The 15,796-nt window shown below is 57.7% G+C and carries 12 protein-coding genes; 4 read left to right on the forward strand and 8 right to left on the reverse strand.

Annotation, left to right across the window (positions count from 1 at the left end; all coding sequences use genetic code 11):
* The first annotated feature begins 106 nt into the window (after nt 1-106).
* The 3 genes from ldtD to PFH44_RS10620 all read left to right on the forward strand — a co-directional run bounded on the left by ldtD (nt 107) and on the right by PFH44_RS10620 (nt 3,414).
* Complete coding sequence (ldtD, locus tag PFH44_RS10610) at nt 107-1,897, forward strand: L,D-transpeptidase (protein WP_045854666.1); 1,791 nt, start codon at nt 107-109, stop codon at nt 1,895-1,897.
* 304 nt (nt 1,898-2,201) lie between these two features.
* Nucleotides 2,202-2,753 carry a YcbK family protein gene (locus PFH44_RS10615; protein WP_041147566.1) on the forward strand — a complete coding sequence of 184 codons (552 nt, stop codon included), beginning with the start codon at nt 2,202-2,204 and terminating at the stop codon, nt 2,751-2,753.
* A 13-nt stretch (nt 2,754-2,766) separates the two neighbouring features.
* A complete protein-coding gene (locus tag PFH44_RS10620; protein WP_045854667.1) occupies nt 2,767-3,414 on the forward strand; it encodes an MBL fold metallo-hydrolase in 648 nt (215 codons plus the stop codon).
* A gap of 66 nt (nt 3,415-3,480) precedes the next feature.
* On the opposite strand, the gene PFH44_RS10625 is transcribed toward PFH44_RS10620, so the two are convergent.
* The 4 genes from PFH44_RS10625 to pncB all read right to left on the reverse strand — a co-directional run bounded on the left by PFH44_RS10625 (nt 3,481) and on the right by pncB (nt 9,306).
* Entirely contained in the window at nt 3,481-4,671 is a 1,191-nt protein-coding gene (locus tag PFH44_RS10625; RefSeq protein WP_045854668.1) for an amino acid aminotransferase, read from the reverse strand.
* Nucleotides 4,672-4,862: 191 nt separating this feature from the next.
* On the reverse strand, nt 4,863-5,945 hold the full coding sequence (locus tag PFH44_RS10630; RefSeq protein WP_045854669.1) for a porin: 1,083 nt from the start codon (nt 5,943-5,945) through the stop codon (nt 4,863-4,865).
* 591 nt (nt 5,946-6,536) lie between these two features.
* The gene (gene asnS / locus PFH44_RS10635; protein ID WP_041144812.1) at nt 6,537-7,937 is read right to left on the reverse strand and encodes an asparagine--tRNA ligase; all 1,401 of its coding nucleotides are present in this window, start codon (nt 7,935-7,937) and stop codon (nt 6,537-6,539) included.
* 166 nt (nt 7,938-8,103) lie between these two features.
* Nucleotides 8,104-9,306: a nicotinate phosphoribosyltransferase gene (gene pncB / locus PFH44_RS10640; protein WP_283824987.1), complete on the reverse strand. Its 1,203-nt coding sequence runs from the start codon at nt 9,304-9,306 to the stop codon at nt 8,104-8,106.
* Between the two features lie 329 nt (nt 9,307-9,635).
* On the opposite strand from pncB, the gene pepN reads away from it, so the two are divergent.
* Complete coding sequence (pepN, locus tag PFH44_RS10645) at nt 9,636-12,251, forward strand: aminopeptidase N (RefSeq protein WP_159237189.1); 2,616 nt, start codon at nt 9,636-9,638, stop codon at nt 12,249-12,251.
* A 49-nt stretch (nt 12,252-12,300) separates the two neighbouring features.
* Here pepN and ssuB read toward each other — a convergent pair whose 3' ends face one another.
* The 4 genes from ssuB to PFH44_RS10665 form a co-directional block, all read right to left on the reverse strand.
* The gene (gene ssuB, locus PFH44_RS10650; protein ID WP_283824988.1) at nt 12,301-13,074 is read right to left on the reverse strand and encodes an aliphatic sulfonates ABC transporter ATP-binding protein; all 774 of its coding nucleotides are present in this window, start codon (nt 13,072-13,074) and stop codon (nt 12,301-12,303) included.
* Entirely contained in the window at nt 13,071-13,862 is a 792-nt protein-coding gene (gene ssuC, locus PFH44_RS10655) for an aliphatic sulfonate ABC transporter permease SsuC (RefSeq protein WP_041144816.1), read from the reverse strand. Before ssuC ends, ssuB begins: the two co-directional genes overlap by 4 nt.
* Before the next feature lie 10 nt (nt 13,863-13,872).
* Nucleotides 13,873-15,018 (reverse strand): FMNH2-dependent alkanesulfonate monooxygenase, encoded by a 1,146-nt coding sequence (gene ssuD, locus PFH44_RS10660; protein WP_283824989.1) that lies wholly within the window; start codon nt 15,016-15,018, stop codon nt 13,873-13,875.
* Nucleotides 15,015-15,796, reverse strand: a 782-nt coding sequence (locus PFH44_RS10665) for an aliphatic sulfonate ABC transporter substrate-binding protein (protein ID WP_283824990.1), incomplete at its 5' end; no start/stop codon positions are given. The genes ssuD and PFH44_RS10665, both read right to left, overlap by 4 nt.

The raw sequence follows: 15,796 nt of genomic DNA on the forward strand, positions 1-15,796 counted from the left end.
AATCTTTAAACTTCTTTACATTTGGTAAGGCAAAAGCGTTACCACCTTTATATACTGTGAATAAGCCCCATTTTTTGGGGAGCAATGTGTTAACAGGGGGCAAGGGATGTTGCTAAAGAAACGGTATGGTCGTCAATTGTCGGCGCTGAGCTTGAGCCTGGCTTTTGCATTTGCTCCACTGTTCAATGTCCAGGCCGAAGAGCCTGAAGTCGTACCCACGGACAGCTCCGCCACGCTGGGAGAGCTTTCGTCAGCGCTGCTGCAAAACAACGGCCAGTCTGCCGCGGTGGCAAAAATGGCCGGCGAGCAGCCCCTGGCGACAGACGTCGCCGCGAAAAGCCGGGCCGAGATTGAAGCGCTGCTTCCGGCTGGCTATAAGCCCGTCTTTATGAATCCGCTGGTGTCGCTGTATGCGGCCAGGGATATGAAACCGATGTGGGATAGCCGTGAGGCGGTGCAGGCGTTTCAGCAGCAGCTGGCCGAAGTCGCTATCGCCGGCTTCCAGCCGCAGTTCACCACCTGGGTGAGCCTGCTGACCGATCCCGCGGTGAGCGGCATGGCGCGTGATGTCGTGCTGTCCGACGCCATGATGGGCTACCTGCATTTTATTAGCGGTATTCCGATTCAGGGCAACCGCTGGCTATACGGAACCAAACCCTACGTCATGGCTACGCCGCCGCTATCGGTCATCAATCAGTGGCAGCTGGCGCTGGACAACGGCTCTTTGCCGCAGTTTATTGCCGGACTCACGCCGCGTCATCCGCAGTATGAAGCGATGCATCAGGCTCTGCTGCAGCTGGTGGCCGATTCGCGTCCGTGGCCGCAGATGACCGGCAGCGCATCGCTGCGTCCTGGCGAGTGGAGTAATGATATCGGCGCGCTGCGCGAGATATTACAGCGTACCGGCATGCTGGATGATTCGGCGAAAATTACCCTCCCGGGCGACGTAGTCAGCCCGTCGGCGGGCAAGAAAGGTAAACCGGCCGCCCGCGGGATTTACGATCGCCAGCTGGTTGAGGGCGTAAAGCGCTTTCAGGCCTGGCAGGGGCTGGGGGCGGATGGCGTGATCGGCCAATCCACGCGCGATGGGCTGAACGTCTCCGCGGCGCAGCGTGCCGGGGTGGTGGCGCTCAACATTCAGCGCCTGCGCCTGCTGCCTGGCAAGCTGTCGACCGGCATTATGGTGAACATTCCGGCCTTTTCGCTGGTCTATTACCAGGACGGTAGCCAGGTGCTGGCCTCGCGGGTGATCGTCGGTCGTCCGGACCGTAAAACGCCGATGATGAGCAGCGCGCTGAATAACGTGGTGGTCAATCCGCCGTGGAACGTGCCGCCGACGCTGGCGCGCAAAGATATTCTGCCGAAGGTGCGCAACGATCCGGGCTATCTTGAGCAGCATGGCTATACCCTGATGCGCGGCTGGAACAGCAAAGAGGCGATCGACCCTTATCGCGTAGACTGGTCCACCATCACCGAGAGCAATCTGCCGTTCCGCTTCCAGCAGGCTCCGGGCGCGCGCAACTCGCTGGGGCGCTACAAATTCAACATGCCGAGTTCTGACGCTATCTATCTGCACGATACGCCGAACCACAACCTGTTCCAGAAGGACGTACGGGCGCTGAGCTCCGGCTGCGTGCGCGTGAACAAGGCCTCCGAGCTGGCAAATATGCTGCTGCAGGATGCGGGCTGGAACGATACGCGAATTTCCGCCGCGCTTAAGCAGGGCGATACCCGCTATGTGAATATTCGCAACAATATCCCGGTGAATCTTTATTATCTCACCGCCTTTGTTGGTGCTGATGGACGGACACAATATAGAACAGATATTTACAATTACGATCTCACCGCGCGATCTGGCGCACAAATTCTGGCAAAAGCCGAACAATTAATCAGGTAAATGAAGTAGTTCAACGGATCCCGTTGTCCTAACTCTGGGTGAAAACAGGCGCTGTTCGTCTACAGGGCCCGTTTTTACTGGGGTTAGGCCGCCTTGACGTTGGCAATAATGCCCGGTAAGGTGCCTTTCGTGCGCCAGAAGTGCATATTACACAACACCATTAAAACTGCATTGAGGTGATTAGTCCGGGAACCTCCTGACGCTTGCTCCGGCAAGCTCGCGGGGGAGTAGACGTCGCCAGCAAAGAGGCAGCTTGAAGGATGGCGTGTATATTTCGATTCATTTACTTGTAGACCTGATTATCATGGACAAATTTGACGCTAATCGCCGCAAACTGCTGGCGCTAGGTGGCGCTGCGCTAGGTGCAGCAGCCATTTTGCCTGCGCCGGCATTTGCCACCCTCTCGACCCCCCGACCGCGTATTTTGACGCTGAATAACCTGCATACCGGTGAATCACTCAAAGCGGAGTTTTTCGATGGCAGAGGCTATATTCAGGATGAATTAGCAAGACTTAACCATTTCTTCCGTGATTTCCGCGCGAATAAAATAAAGTCCATCGATCCGAGCTTATTCGATCATCTTTATCGCCTGCAGGGATTACTTGGCACCAGTAAGCCTGTCCAGCTGATCTCCGGCTATCGTTCCCTCGATACCAACGATGAGCTACGTGCACGAAGCCGTGGTGTAGCCAAACATAGCTACCACACCAAAGGCCAGGCCATGGATTTTCACATTGAAGGCATTTCGTTGAGCAATGTTCGCAAAGCGGCGTTATCTATGGGCGCGGGTGGTGTAGGATACTACCCACGTAGCAACTTTGTGCATATTGATACCGGTCCCGTAAGGCACTGGTAACGAAAGGAGCGTCATGAACTATCGTATTATTCCGGTTACCGCGTTCGCCCAGAACTGCTCTTTAATCTGGTGTGAGCAAACCCGACTTGCTGCGCTGGTCGATCCCGGCGGTGATGCAGAGCGAATCAAACAGGAAGTGACGGCAGCGGGCGTTAGCCTGATGCAGATTTTGCTCACTCACGGTCATCTCGACCACGTTGGTGCGGCAGCCGAGCTGGCGCAACATTACGGCGTGCCGATTATCGGGCCGGAAAAAGAAGATGAGTTCTGGCTGGAAGGACTCCCTGCGCAAAGCCGGATGTTCGGCCTGGAGGATTGCCAGCCGCTGCATCCTGACCGCTGGCTCAATGAAGGCGATGTCGTCAGCGTGGGGAACGTTTCTCTGCAGGTTCTGCACTGCCCGGGCCATACGCCGGGACACGTTGTTTTCTTCGACGACGCGTCGCGGCTGCTGGTTTCCGGCGACGTTATCTTCAAAGGTGGCGTCGGGCGCAGCGACTTCCCGCGCGGCGACCACGGCCAGCTGATCGACGCGATTAAACGCAAGCTGTTGCCTTTGGGCGATGACGTGACGTTTATCCCCGGCCACGGGCCGATGTCAACGCTGGGCCATGAGCGTTTGCACAATCCCTTCCTGCAGGATGAAATGCCGGTCTGGTAACCATGCCGGACGCTAAATACAAAAAAGGCCGCAAATGCGGCCTTCTTTTTTTAGGGGTCTGCGGCGTTACAGTACGGCGACGATCGCTTCACACAGCGGCGCCATGTTGTCCGGCGTCATGCCGGCAACGTTGATACGCCCGGAAGCCACGGCGTAAATAGCGAACTCTTCGCGCAGGCGCAGAACCTGCTCTTTGGTCAGGCCGCTGAACGAGAACATGCCGTTTTGCTTAGTGATGAAGGAGAAGTCGCGGTCAGCGCCTTTTTCCTGCAGGGTATTGACGAACAGCAGGCGCATACGCTGAATGCGCTGGCGCATGTCGGTCAGCTCCTGCTCCCAGATAGCACGCAGCGCATCGTTGCTGAGGATCGTTGCCACAACGGCAGCGCCGTGCGCCGGCGGGTTGGAGTAGTTAGCGCGGATCGCTGACTTCATCTGGCTGAACGCGCGGTCAACGGTGTCGCTATCGCTCGCGACCAGCGTACAGGCGCCAACGCGCTCATTGTACAGGCCGAAGTTCTTCGAGTAGGAGCTGGCAACCAGCAGCTCTTTGTGCAGCGCTGCAAAGGCGCGCAGGCCTTCGGCATCTTCTTCCAGACCGCGGGCAAAGCCCTGGTAGGCGAAGTCGAACAGCGGCAGCCAGCCCTTATCAACCGAGAGCTGTGCCAGCTGTTGCCACTGCTCCAGCGTCGGATCGATACCGGTTGGGTTGTGGCAGCAGCCGTGGAACAGAACAACGTCACCCGCCTGAGCTTCATTGAGGCTTGCCAGCAGGCCGGCAAAGTCGAGCGTGCGGCTAGCCGCATCGTAGTAGGTGTACTCGCGAACCTCGAGGCCGGCGGAATTGAATACGCTCTTGTGGTTCGGCCAGCTCGGGTTGCTCACCCAAACGCGCTTAACGTCGGTATTTTTGGCAAGGAAGTCGGCGGCAACGCGCAGGCCACCGGTACCGCCAGGGGTCTGGGCGGTACGCGCGCGCCTGTCGCTGATGATAGCGCTTCCTTTACCGAACAGCAGCTCCTGCGTGCATTGACCAAATTCCGGAATACCGTCGATACCCAGATAATTTTTTGTGGTCTCGTTCTCCAGCAGATATTGCTCTGCCTTCTTCACGCTGGTCAGGACCGGGGTTTTACCCGTTTCATCTTTATAAACGCCAATCCCGAGGTTAATTTTTGTAGGACGGTCATCGGCACGAAACAGATCGGCCAGGCCCAGAATAGGGTCGGCAGGGGCGGCAGTAATGTTCTCAAACATGACGAGGTTCCATTGTGATTACTGAAGGGAGTTCCGCTATCAGGGTAACGGGAGAATGACCAATTGCCAACCGTTTGCGACAAAAAGCGCGAAGGTTTTCCAAAGTTACGATCTTTGCCTTAGGAACGTAGAAAAGCAGGACCGAAGTCCTGCTTTTTAGGCATATCACGAAGGGGTGTACTGATTAAAACTTAGAACTGGTAAACGATACCTACTGCAGCCTGGTCGTCGGTGGCTACGCCAGCAGTTTTGGTGTAATCGTTGTCGTCCAGCAGGTTGAATTTGTATGCTGCGTAGACGTTCATGTTCTTGTTGAAGTAGTACCAGGTACCCACTTCTACGTATTTAACCAGGTCAGCATCGCCGCCGGAGAAGCCAGCGCGGCCCTGCAGATCTTTGCCTTTGGTCTGAACGTAGCCAACGGACGGACGCAGACCGAAGTCGAACTGGTACTGGGCAACGGCTTCAAAGTTCTGAGTTTTGCCAGCGAAGTAGTTAGCCTGGTTTTCCGGAGTCATGTTGTAAGTCTGGGAGTACATCACTGCCGCATAGACGTTGTTTGCATCGTACTTAGCGGAGGTTGCCCATGCTTCAGCTTTGTCACCGTTGCCATCAGCTTTCTGAGCGATGCTGCGGTTAGAGCTTGCGTAGCCTGCAGACAGCGCGATACCGTTTTCGAATGCGTAGGTTGCAGAGGTGCTGACGCCGTCGCCGTTTTGTTTCTGGATAGCACGGCTTGCGTCGTTTTTACCCTGGTACTGCAGCGCGAAGCTCAGGCCGTCAACCAGACCGAAGAAGTCAGAGTTACGGTAGGTAGCAACGCCGTTGGTACGGCCGGTCATGAAGTTGTCGGTGTAGTTCCAGCCGTCGCCGCCCCACTCAACCAGCATATCGGTTGCAGCTTCAACGTCATAGATGGCACCGTAGTTACGGCCGTAGTCGAATGAACCGAATTCGCCAGCCTTCAGGCCTGCGAATGCCAGACGGGTTTTAGTCCCCTGGGAACCTTCAACGTTGGACGCATCCATGTTGTATTCCCACTGGCCGTAACCGGTCAGCTGATCGTTGATCTGGGTTTCGCCCTTCAGGCCGATACGTGCATAGGTGGTGTCGGAGCTATTGGTGTCACCGTTTGTGGTCCAAATGTGCTCGCCGACCATTTTCCCGTAAAAATCCAGTTTGTTGCCGTTTTTGTTATAGATTTCTGCAGCGTTAGCTGCACCGGCTACCAGCAGAGCAGGGATTACCACTGCCAGAATATTGCGCTTCATCATTATTTATTACCCTCATTAGTATTTTTATATGAACACTTGCCACTGCCGCCAATACATTCTGTCAATGAAAATTTACAGAACCATTGATGATAGTTTGGTGTCTGAAGGCATCTTTCCATCCGCGACACCGTTTCGCTAGCCGGAAAATGCTACCAATGTCGCATATGAGTAACAATAAGAAAGCGTATGTAACAAAATGTGAATTTTACGGAACTTTGTGAACTCAATCAAAATTCCATTCCACTTTGCGTATAAAACCACCGCGCCTTATATATCTATATGAATTAATTATGATTAATTTAGATAAACGCGGATTTGTGCATTTTGTAGCTAGATTTTGCTTTTTTTTCACTCAGCGTTTGTCTTGACATGTTGTGCGGTGGGTGGTTAAAAAATGAGCAAAATAATCAGGAATTTCACCGAAGAATGAACATAAGGTGCGCTTTCTCGTTTCGGTGGGGGCCGAAATAGTGAGTAACATAAATGTGAAGCAGAAGGCTTGATGTTTAAATTTCTTAATGTTTGTTAACGAAAGTTGACATAAAAAAGGGCCAGCTTACGCTGACCCTTTTTGCAAAGCGGGAATAATATTTAGAACGTCGCGCTGCGCGGGGTGCGCGGGAACGCAATCACGTCGCGAACGTTCTGCACGCCGGTGACGTAGGCAATCAGACGCTCAAAGCCCAGGCCGAAGCCGGAGTGCGGAACGGTGCCGTAGCGACGCAGGTCGCGGTACCACCAGTAGTCTTCTTTATTAAGACCCATTTCCGCCATGCGTGCGTCAAGCACGTCCAGGCGCTCTTCACGCTGCGAACCACCGATAATTTCACCGATCCCCGGTGCCAGAACGTCCATGGCGGCGACGGTTTTGCCGTCTTCGTTAAGGCGCATGTAGAACGCCTTAATGTCTTTCGGATAGTTTTTTACCACCACCGGCGCTTTGAAGTGCTCTTCTGCCAGGTAGCGCTCGTGCTCGGAAGAGAGGTCGACGCCCCAGTAGACCGGGTTTTCGAACTGCTTGCCGCAGTTTTCGAGGATCGTGACCGCGTCGGTATAATCGACCTGGGCGAAATCGGCAGAGACGAAACGCTCGAGGCGATCGACCGCATCTTTATCCACGCGCTCGGCGAAGAATTTCATGTCGTCCGCGCGCTCTTCCAGTACGGCCTTGAAGACGTACTTCAGCATCGCTTCCGCCAGGCCCGCCACATCGTTCAGGCTGGCGAAGGCCACTTCCGGCTCCAGCATCCAGAACTCCGCCAGATGGCGGCTGGTGTTGGAGTTTTCCGCACGGAAGGTCGGGCCGAAAGTGTAGATTTTCGACAGCGCACAGGCGTAGGTTTCGCCGTTCAACTGGCCGGAAACGGTAAGGAACGACTCTTTGCCGAAGAAATCCTTATCGAAATCCACTTTGCCCTGGTCGTTGCGCGGCAGGTTTTCCAGATCCAGCGTCGAGACGCGGAACATTTCGCCGGCGCCTTCGGTATCAGAGGCGGTGATCAGCGGAGTCGAAACCCAGAAGAAGCCCTGCTCGTCGAAGAAACGATGCAGCGCCTGCGCCAGGGTATGACGCACGCGGGCAACCGCGCCAATCAGGTTGGTACGCGGACGCAGGTGGGCGACTTCGCGCAGATACTCGATGCTGTGGCGCTTGGCCGCCATCGGGTAGGTATCCGGATCTTCGACCCAGCCGGTAACTTCTACGCTGCTGGCCTGAATTTCGAAGCTCTGGCCCTGGCCCTGAGATGCCACGACTTTACCGGTGACGATGACCGAGCAGCCGGTCGTCAGACGCAGCACTTCCTGATTGTAATTGGGAAGAGAATTACTAATGACGGCCTGTACAGGATCAAAGCAGGAACCGTCATAGACGGCCAGGAAGGAAAAGCCAGCTTTTGAATCTCGGCGGGTACGTACCCATCCGCGGACGGTGACTTCGCTGTCAACCGCAACACGGCCCTGGAGTACGTCGGCTACAGGCACAACGCTCATAATAGTCTCTCTATTCGTAGTCCAATAAAAATATCTGTTTCCCCCCTGCAATGGGGGATATCTATGTTACCTGTCATCTTCCGTCAGACAAGCAGATTTCGCACCGCGAGAGGGAGTTTTCGGAAATAAATAAAGAACAAGGAGCCAGAACGGCTCCTTGTGGTGATTAACTGGCCTTTTTGATCGGCGGCAGGTCGAAGGCTTCGCGCAGGGCGCGCACGAATGCCTTATCGTGACAGATGGTCTTGCCAGGACTATCTGAGAGCTTGGCCACCGGCTTGCCGTTGCACTCCACCAGCTTTATCACGATATTGAGCGGCTTAACCTGTGGAATATCGCAGGTTAAGCGCGTTCCGATGCCAAAGCTGAGATTCACCCGCGATGAGAAGTGACGATAGAGATCGACGGCTTTCGTCAGGTCGAGGTTATCGGAGAAGACCAGCACCTTACTCAGCGGGTCGATACCCAGCTTCTGATAATGAGCAATGGCTTTCTCGCCCCATTCAACCGGGTCGCCGGAGTCGTGGCGCAGCCCCTGATAGCGTTCGGCGAATTCCGGGCCGAAATCACGCAGGAAGGCATCCATCGTAATACAGTCGGTCAGGGCAATGCCCAACTGGTCCGGGTACTCTTCCAGCCAGGCGGCAAGGGCCGCGCGCTGGCTGCTGGCAAGGCTTGGGCTGATCTGCTGATGGGCCTGGAACCACTCATGAGCCTGGGTACCCATCGGCGTAAGATGCAGGCGACGCGCCAGGTCGTAGTTGCTGGTGCCGGTAAACCACGGCTCCTGCTGCAGGCGTTGGACGATAGCCTGCTGGACCTCGCGCGAGAAGCGACGACGGGTGCCGAAATCCATCAGGCGGAAGCGGCCCATATCGATATCGGCGGTGATTTCCCTGAAGCCGCTCAGCTTGCGCTCGAGGGTCTCCAGCGCAAGCTCAACGCTGATTTCCGGCGAGCGGTAGCGATGAACCAGCTCGCTGATCACCGCCAGCAGCGGGACTTCCCACATAATGACTTCGCGCCAGGGGCCGGATAGACGAATGTTCAGCTTGCCGTTGTCGTTGCTGACGGTGACCTGCCGCGGGTCGTAGCGGAAGTCGCGCAGCCAGTCGAGGTAATCCCCGGAAAAGAACGGCAGGGTCGACAGCCAGTGATACTCATCGTCCTGCAGCTTCAGGTCGCGCATAGCCTCAACCTGTTCGCGAATCGCGTCGGCATAGATGCCGAGCAAATCATCCCCGCGGCAGCGGAACTCCGCCGCAACGTGTACCTCGTTATAGCGGTGGAACACGGCCTGCTGCATGTGCAGCTTATAGGCATCCGTATCAAGCAGCGAGTGCAGTACAGGAGCAGTGAATTGTGTCATGGTGCGCAGTAGCATCCTCTCACTGGAGCGTATCCATCAAAACCTGAGCAGAAAAAAGGAGGCGGAGTATAGCTTTATTCCCCGACTCTGTCCCGCAGTGAAGGCCGATGGCGACGCTGACGGTCATTTGCGAGGCCTAGTTTAATATATTGAACACGGATCACACCACAAGCTTTGCACCGGGTCGAGCGCATTTCGTGCCTCCTGTGTTATCAAAATGTAGCGATTTTCGTGTTTGACGTTGAAAAGATGAAGATTCTGCATAGCGAGAACATCACAACAGGAATAGACTGGGTTTGACACTTTATGGAATATGCTAAAGGTTTTTTATGACACAACAGCCCCAAGCCAAATACCGCCACGACTATCGTGCGCCGGACTATCTGATTAGCGATATCGATTTGACCTTTGACCTGGATGCCGCGAAAACCGTTGTTACGGCCGAGAGTAAAGTCTCCCGTCACGCGGCTGCGTCTGATGTGCCATTGCGTCTGGATGGCGAAGACCTGACGTTGGTCTCTCTGCAGGTTAACGGTCAGCCGTGGAGCGACTATAAAGAAGAAAATAACCAGCTGGTTATTGGCGGATTGCCGGAACATTTCACCCTGACTATCGTCAATGAAATCAGCCCGGCGGCCAATACCGCGCTCGAAGGGCTGTATCAGTCCGGCGAAGCGCTGTGCACGCAGTGCGAAGCGGAAGGTTTCCGCCATATTACCTGGTATCTGGACCGTCCGGACGTTCTGGCGCGCTTCACCACCAAAATTATCGCCGATAAGGCGAAATACCCGTACCTGCTCTCTAACGGCAACCGCGTGGCGCAGGGCGAGCTGGAAAACGGCCGTCACTGGACTCAGTGGCAGGATCCGTTCCCGAAACCCTGCTACCTGTTCGCGCTGGTGGCCGGTGATTTCGACGTTCTACGCGATACCTTCACCACCCGTTCCGGACGCGAAGTGGCGCTGGAGCTGTTCGTCGATCGCGGCAACCTTGACCGCGCGCCGTGGGCGATGACGTCGCTGAAAAACTCGATGAAATGGGACGAAACCCGTTTCGGCCTCGAGTACGATCTCGACATCTACATGATTGTCGCCGTCGACTTCTTTAATATGGGCGCGATGGAGAACAAAGGGCTGAACGTCTTTAACTCCAAATACGTGCTGGCCCGCACCGATACCGCCACCGATAAAGACTACCTCGATATCGAGCGCGTGATTGGCCACGAATATTTCCACAACTGGACCGGCAACCGTGTGACCTGCCGCGACTGGTTCCAGCTGAGCCTGAAAGAAGGCCTGACCGTGTTCCGCGATCAGGAGTTCAGCTCCGATCTGGGCTCGCGCGCGGTGAACCGTATTAACAATGTCCGCACCATGCGCGGGCTGCAGTTTGCCGAAGACGCCAGCCCGATGGCCCATCCGATTCGTCCGGATAAGGTTATCGAGATGAACAACTTCTACACCCTGACGGTATATGAAAAGGGTGCGGAAGTGATCCGCATGCTGCATACCCTGCTGGGTGAGGAAAACTTCCAGAAAGGCATGCAGCTGTACTTCGAGCGCCACGACGGCAGCGCCGCCACCTGCGACGATTTCGTTCAGGCGATGGAAGACGCGTCGAACGTTGACCTGTCGCACTTCCGCCGCTGGTACAGCCAGTCCGGTACGCCGGTGGTGAGCGTGCATGACGACTATAACCCGGAAACCGAGCAGTACCGGCTGACCATCAGCCAGCGTACGCCGCCGACCGCCGAGCAGGCGGAAAAGCAGCCGCTGCATATTCCGTTCGATATCGAGCTCTACGATAACGAAGGCAAGGTGATTCCGCTGCAGAAGGGCGGGCACCCGGTGCATCACGTGCTGAACGTCACCCAGGCCGAACAGACGTTTGTCTTTGATAACGTCTACTTCCAGCCGGTTCCGGCGCTGCTGTGCGAGTTCTCCGCGCCGGTGAAGCTGGAATATAAGTGGAGCGATCAGCAGCTGACGTTCCTGATGCGCCACGCGCGCAACGACTTCTCCCGCTGGGATGCGGCGCAGAGCCTGCTGGCGACCTACATCAAGCTCAACGTCAATCGCCATCAGCAGGGCCAGCCCCTGTCGCTGCCGGTTCACGTCGCCGATGCGTTCCGCGCGATCCTGCTGGATGAGAAGATCGATCCGGCGCTGGCGGCAGAGATCCTGACGCTGCCGTCCGCCAGTGAAATCGCCGAGCTGTTTGCGATTATCGATCCGCTGGCCATCGTGGCGGTGCGCGAAGCGCTCACCCGCACGCTGGCGAAAGAGCTGGCGGACGAGTTCCTCGCTATCTACAACGTTAATAAGCTCGACGGCTATCGCGTAGAGCATGCCGATATTGGCAAGCGTTCGCTGCGCAATACCTGCCTGCGCTACCTGGCGTTTGGCGACGCTGAGCTGGCGGATAAACTGGTCGTCGCCCAGTACCATCAGGCCGACAACATGACCGACGCGCTGGCGGCCCTGTCGGCAGCGGTGGCGGCGCAGCTGCCGTGCCGCGATGCGCTGATGCAGGAGTATGACGATAAATGGCATCAGGACGGCCTGGTGATGGACAAATGGCTGATCCTGCAGGCCACCAGCCCGGCGGATAACGCCGTGGAGACGGTGCGCGCGCTGCTGAACCACCGTTCGTTCAGCATGAACAACCCGAACCGCGTTCGCTCGCTGATTGGCGCCTTTGCCGGCAGCAACCCGGCGGCCTTCCACGCCGAAGATGGCAGCGGATATCAGTTCCTGGTGGAGATGCTGACCGAGCTCAACAGCCGCAACCCGCAGGTGGCGTCGCGTCTGATTGAGCCGTTGATTCGTCTGAAGCGCTATGATGCCAAACGCCAGGCGCTGATGCGCGCGGCGCTGGAGCAGCTGAAAGGTCTGGAGAATCTCTCCGGCGATCTGTTCGAGAAAATCAGTAAGGCGCTGGCGTAATAGCGTCTGCTCCCGCAGTGCGGCGTCGGTGCCGCGCTCCGGGAGCCGTTTAGCCGTGACTAAAAAGGCGCGGGGAGGTTTCGTGCCTGCCGCGCTTCATTACCCGGTTGAGAACCTCTGCCTCCAGCTCCGCCAGCCGCGCCGAACCGGTATGCCGCGGGCGCGGAATATCCACCGTGACGTCCAGCCCAATCTTGCCCTCTTCAATCAACAGCACCCGATCGGCCATCGCCACCGCTTCGCTCACGTCGTGAGTCACCAGCAGGACGGTGAAACCATGTTCCTGCCAGAGCGAGACGATTAAATCCTGCATTTCGAGGCGGGTGAGGGCGTCCAGGGCGCCGAGCGGCTCGTCGAGCAGCAGCAGGCCGGGACGATGAATCAGCGCCCGTGCCAGCGCCACGCGCTGCTTTTGCCCGCCGGAAAGCGCCGCCGGCCACTCGTTGGCGCGGTTTTCGAGGCCGACGCTGGCCAACGCCTGCAGGGCCGCCTCCCGCCACGAGCCTTTAAGCCCGAGGCCGACGTTATCGATCACCGTTTTCCACGGCAGCAGGCGCGAATCCTGAAACATCATGCGCGTATCGTCCTGGATTTGCGCCAGCGGCGTGGATCCCGCCAGCAGCTCGCCGGCGTTGGGTTTCTCCAGTCCGGCCAGCAGGCGCAGCAGGGTGCTTTTACCGCCGCCGCTGCGCCCGACCACCGCGACGAACTGCCCGGTGGGAATGTGTAAATCCAGCGCGTTAAGAATGGTGTTTTCGCCGTAGCGTTTGGTCACGCCGTTAAGCAACAGCGGGATCCCTGGGTTCAGACGGGCGGTAGTCATGCGTTAGCCTCCTGAAGATGATAGGCCGGATTCCAGCGCAGCCAGACTCGTTCCAGCAGCTGCGCGCTGAAGTCGGCCAGTTTGCCCAGAATGGCGTAGAGAATGATGGCCACGACCACCACGTCGGTTTGCAGAAATTCGCGTGCGTTCATTGCCAGGTAACCGATGCCGGCGTTTGCCGAGATGGTCTCGGCGACGATCAGCGTTAGCCACATCAGGCCGAGCGCGAAGCGGATACCGACCATGATTGACGGCAGGGCTCCGGGAAGAATCACGTGACGAAATAGCGCAAAGCCGGATAAGCCGTAGCTGCGCGCCATCTCGACCAGCCCGCGGTCAATGTTGCGGATACCGTGCCAGGTGTTGATATAGATTGGGAACATGGTGCCCAGCGCGACGAGAAAAATCTTGGCGCTCTCGTCGATGCCGAACCATAAAATAACCAGCGGGATCAGGGCCAGGTGCGGCACGTTGCGCAGCATCTGAATCGAGGTATCCAGCAACCGCTCTCCCCAGCGGGAGAGGCCGCTGATCATCCCCAACGCCAGGCCGATGGAGCCGCCGATAGCGAAGCCAAGCAGCGCGCGCCACGAGCTGATGGCCAGATGTTGCCAAAGCTCGCCGCTGGCGGAGAGGGTCCAGAAGGCTTTCAGCACCCCTTCCGGCGAAGGCAGGATCCGGGTGGAGAGCCAGCCCACCGAAGAGGCGAGCTGCCAGACGATAACGGTGCCGACCGGTAAAAACCAGGGGGCAAGGCGGATCAGCAGTTTTTGCCCAGCGATAGCCATATGTCGCTCCTCAGCTCTGCGCCGCTTTACGCGGGATAAATTCATTCGCTACCGCTTCACCCTGCGGAAGCAGGCTCTGCGGCTGCGGGATTGACGGAATATTGACGTCCAGCAGCGGGAACAGCAGCTCGCCGACGCGCAGGGCTTCCTCAAGGTGCGGATAGCCGGAAAGCACGAAGCTATCGATGCCGAGTTCGGCATATTCGTTGATGCGTTCGGCAACCGTGGCGGCGTCGCCGACCAGCGCGGTTCCGGCGCCGCCGCGCGCCAGCCCGACGCCGGCCCACAGGTTAGGGCTGATTTCGAGCCTGTCGCGCTGGCCGTTGTGCAGCGCGGCCATGCGGTGCTGGCCGACGGAATCGGTTTGCGCAAAGGCGGCCTGCGCCCGGGCGATGGTGTCATCATCCAGATGGGAAATTAAGCTCTCCGCCGCCTGCCAGGCCTCTGCGTTGGTTTCACGCACGATGACGTGCAGGCGGATGCCGAAACGAACCTTACGGCCGTGACGGGCGGCCTTTTCGCGCACCTGGGCGATTTTTTCCGCCACCTGCGCCGGCGGCTCTCCCCAGGTCAGATAGAGATCGACCTGCTCGGCGGCGAGATCCTGCGCCACTTCAGAAGATCCGCCGAAGTAGAGCGGAGGACGCGGCTGCTGCAGCGGCGGGAACATCAGCTTCGCACCGCGCACGCGCTGGTGCTTGCCGTTGAAGGTGACGGTTTCGCCCTCCATCAGCCGGCGCCAGATATGGGTAAATTCCGCCGAGGCTTCATAGCGCTCGGTGTGATCGAGGAATACGCCGTCGCCGGCGAGCTCCTGCGGATCGCTCCCGGTCACCAGGTTAAACAGCGCCCGGCCGTTGGAGAGCCGATCCAGCGTCGCCGCCTGGCGCGCGGCGACCGTTGGCGACACCACGCTCGGACGCAGGGCGACGAGAAACTTCAGGCGCTGAGTCACCGGGATCATCGAGGCGGCCACCAGCCAGGCGTCTTCACATGAGCGTCCGGTGGGGATCAGGACGCCGGTATATCCGAGGCGATCGGCGGTCTGCGCAATCTGCTGCAGATAGCCGTAATCAACCGGACGCGCGCCTTGCTCGGTACCAAGATAGCGGCCGTCACCGTGAGTAGGTAAAAACCAGAACATATTCAGACTCATGATTTCGCTCCCTGAAGGGCTGCGGGCTGCCAGATGCGCGCGCGGATATCGACTTTTTTCGGCACCAGCTTGTTCTCATAGAACAGGTCGGCGGTTTGCTGCTGGCGAGCGGCGGTTTCGGCGCTAACCGGCGTAATGGTGGTCGGCGGGCGATGGTCGAGATAGCTGGCTATCACCGCCTCAGGAAGACCCATGATTTTGGCTAACAGGGTAATGCTTTGCGCACGCTGGCTGAGGGTCAGCGCATCGGCCTGGCTAAAGGTCTGCAGCACGCCCTCAATAAAAGCGCCGTTTTTTTGCGCATAAGGGCGCGAAGCGAGATAGAAAGAGCCGGTTTGTTTCAGGTCGGTGCCGTCTTTCAGAACCCGGGCGCCGCCCTGCTGGAGAGCCGCGGAGTAGTAGGGGTCCCAGATGGCCCAGGCGTCGACGTTACCCTGCTGGAAAGCCGCACGGGCGTCGGCGGGAGCAAGATAAACCGCCTGGATATCGCTGAACGTCAGGCCCGCCTGCTGTAAGGCGCGCAGCAGCAGATTGTGGGAGCTGGAGCCGCGCTGAAAGGCGACCTTACGGCCCTTTAGCTGGGCGACCTCTTTGATCGGGCTGTTTTCCGCCACCAGAATCACCTCGGCTTTGGGTTTCGGCGGTTCGGCACCGACGTACACCAGATCGGCCCCGGCGGCCTGGGCAAAGATAGGCGGAATATCGCCGGTGCTGCCAATATCTATGCTGCCGACGTTTAACGCTTCGAGCATCTGCGGGCCGGCGGGAAACTCTACCC

Origin of the sequence: Klebsiella sp. Ech2A, assembly GCF_030078455.1 — a bacterium.
GTDB lineage: Bacteria > Pseudomonadota > Gammaproteobacteria > Enterobacterales > Enterobacteriaceae > Klebsiella > Klebsiella terrigena.

Coding starts and splice junctions, on each gene's coding strand:
- ldtD (WP_045854666.1), top strand. CDS start 107: ATGTTGCTAAAGAAACGGTATGGTCGTCAATTGTCGGCGCTGAGCTTG.
- PFH44_RS10615 (WP_041147566.1), top strand. CDS start 2,202: ATGGACAAATTTGACGCTAATCGCCGCAAACTGCTGGCGCTAGGTGGC.
- PFH44_RS10620 (WP_045854667.1), top strand. CDS start 2,767: ATGAACTATCGTATTATTCCGGTTACCGCGTTCGCCCAGAACTGCTCT.
- PFH44_RS10625 (WP_045854668.1), bottom strand. CDS start 4,671: ATGTTTGAGAACATTACTGCCGCCCCTGCCGACCCTATTCTGGGCCTG.
- PFH44_RS10630 (WP_045854669.1), bottom strand. CDS start 5,945: ATGATGAAGCGCAATATTCTGGCAGTGGTAATCCCTGCTCTGCTGGTA.
- asnS (WP_041144812.1), bottom strand. CDS start 7,937: ATGAGCGTTGTGCCTGTAGCCGACGTACTCCAGGGCCGTGTTGCGGTT.
- pncB (WP_283824987.1), bottom strand. CDS start 9,306: ATGACACAATTCACTGCTCCTGTACTGCACTCGCTGCTTGATACGGAT.
- pepN (WP_159237189.1), top strand. CDS start 9,636: ATGACACAACAGCCCCAAGCCAAATACCGCCACGACTATCGTGCGCCG.
- ssuB (WP_283824988.1), bottom strand. CDS start 13,074: ATGACTACCGCCCGTCTGAACCCAGGGATCCCGCTGTTGCTTAACGGC.
- ssuC (WP_041144816.1), bottom strand. CDS start 13,862: ATGGCTATCGCTGGGCAAAAACTGCTGATCCGCCTTGCCCCCTGGTTT.
- ssuD (WP_283824989.1), bottom strand. CDS start 15,018: ATGAGTCTGAATATGTTCTGGTTTTTACCTACTCACGGTGACGGCCGC.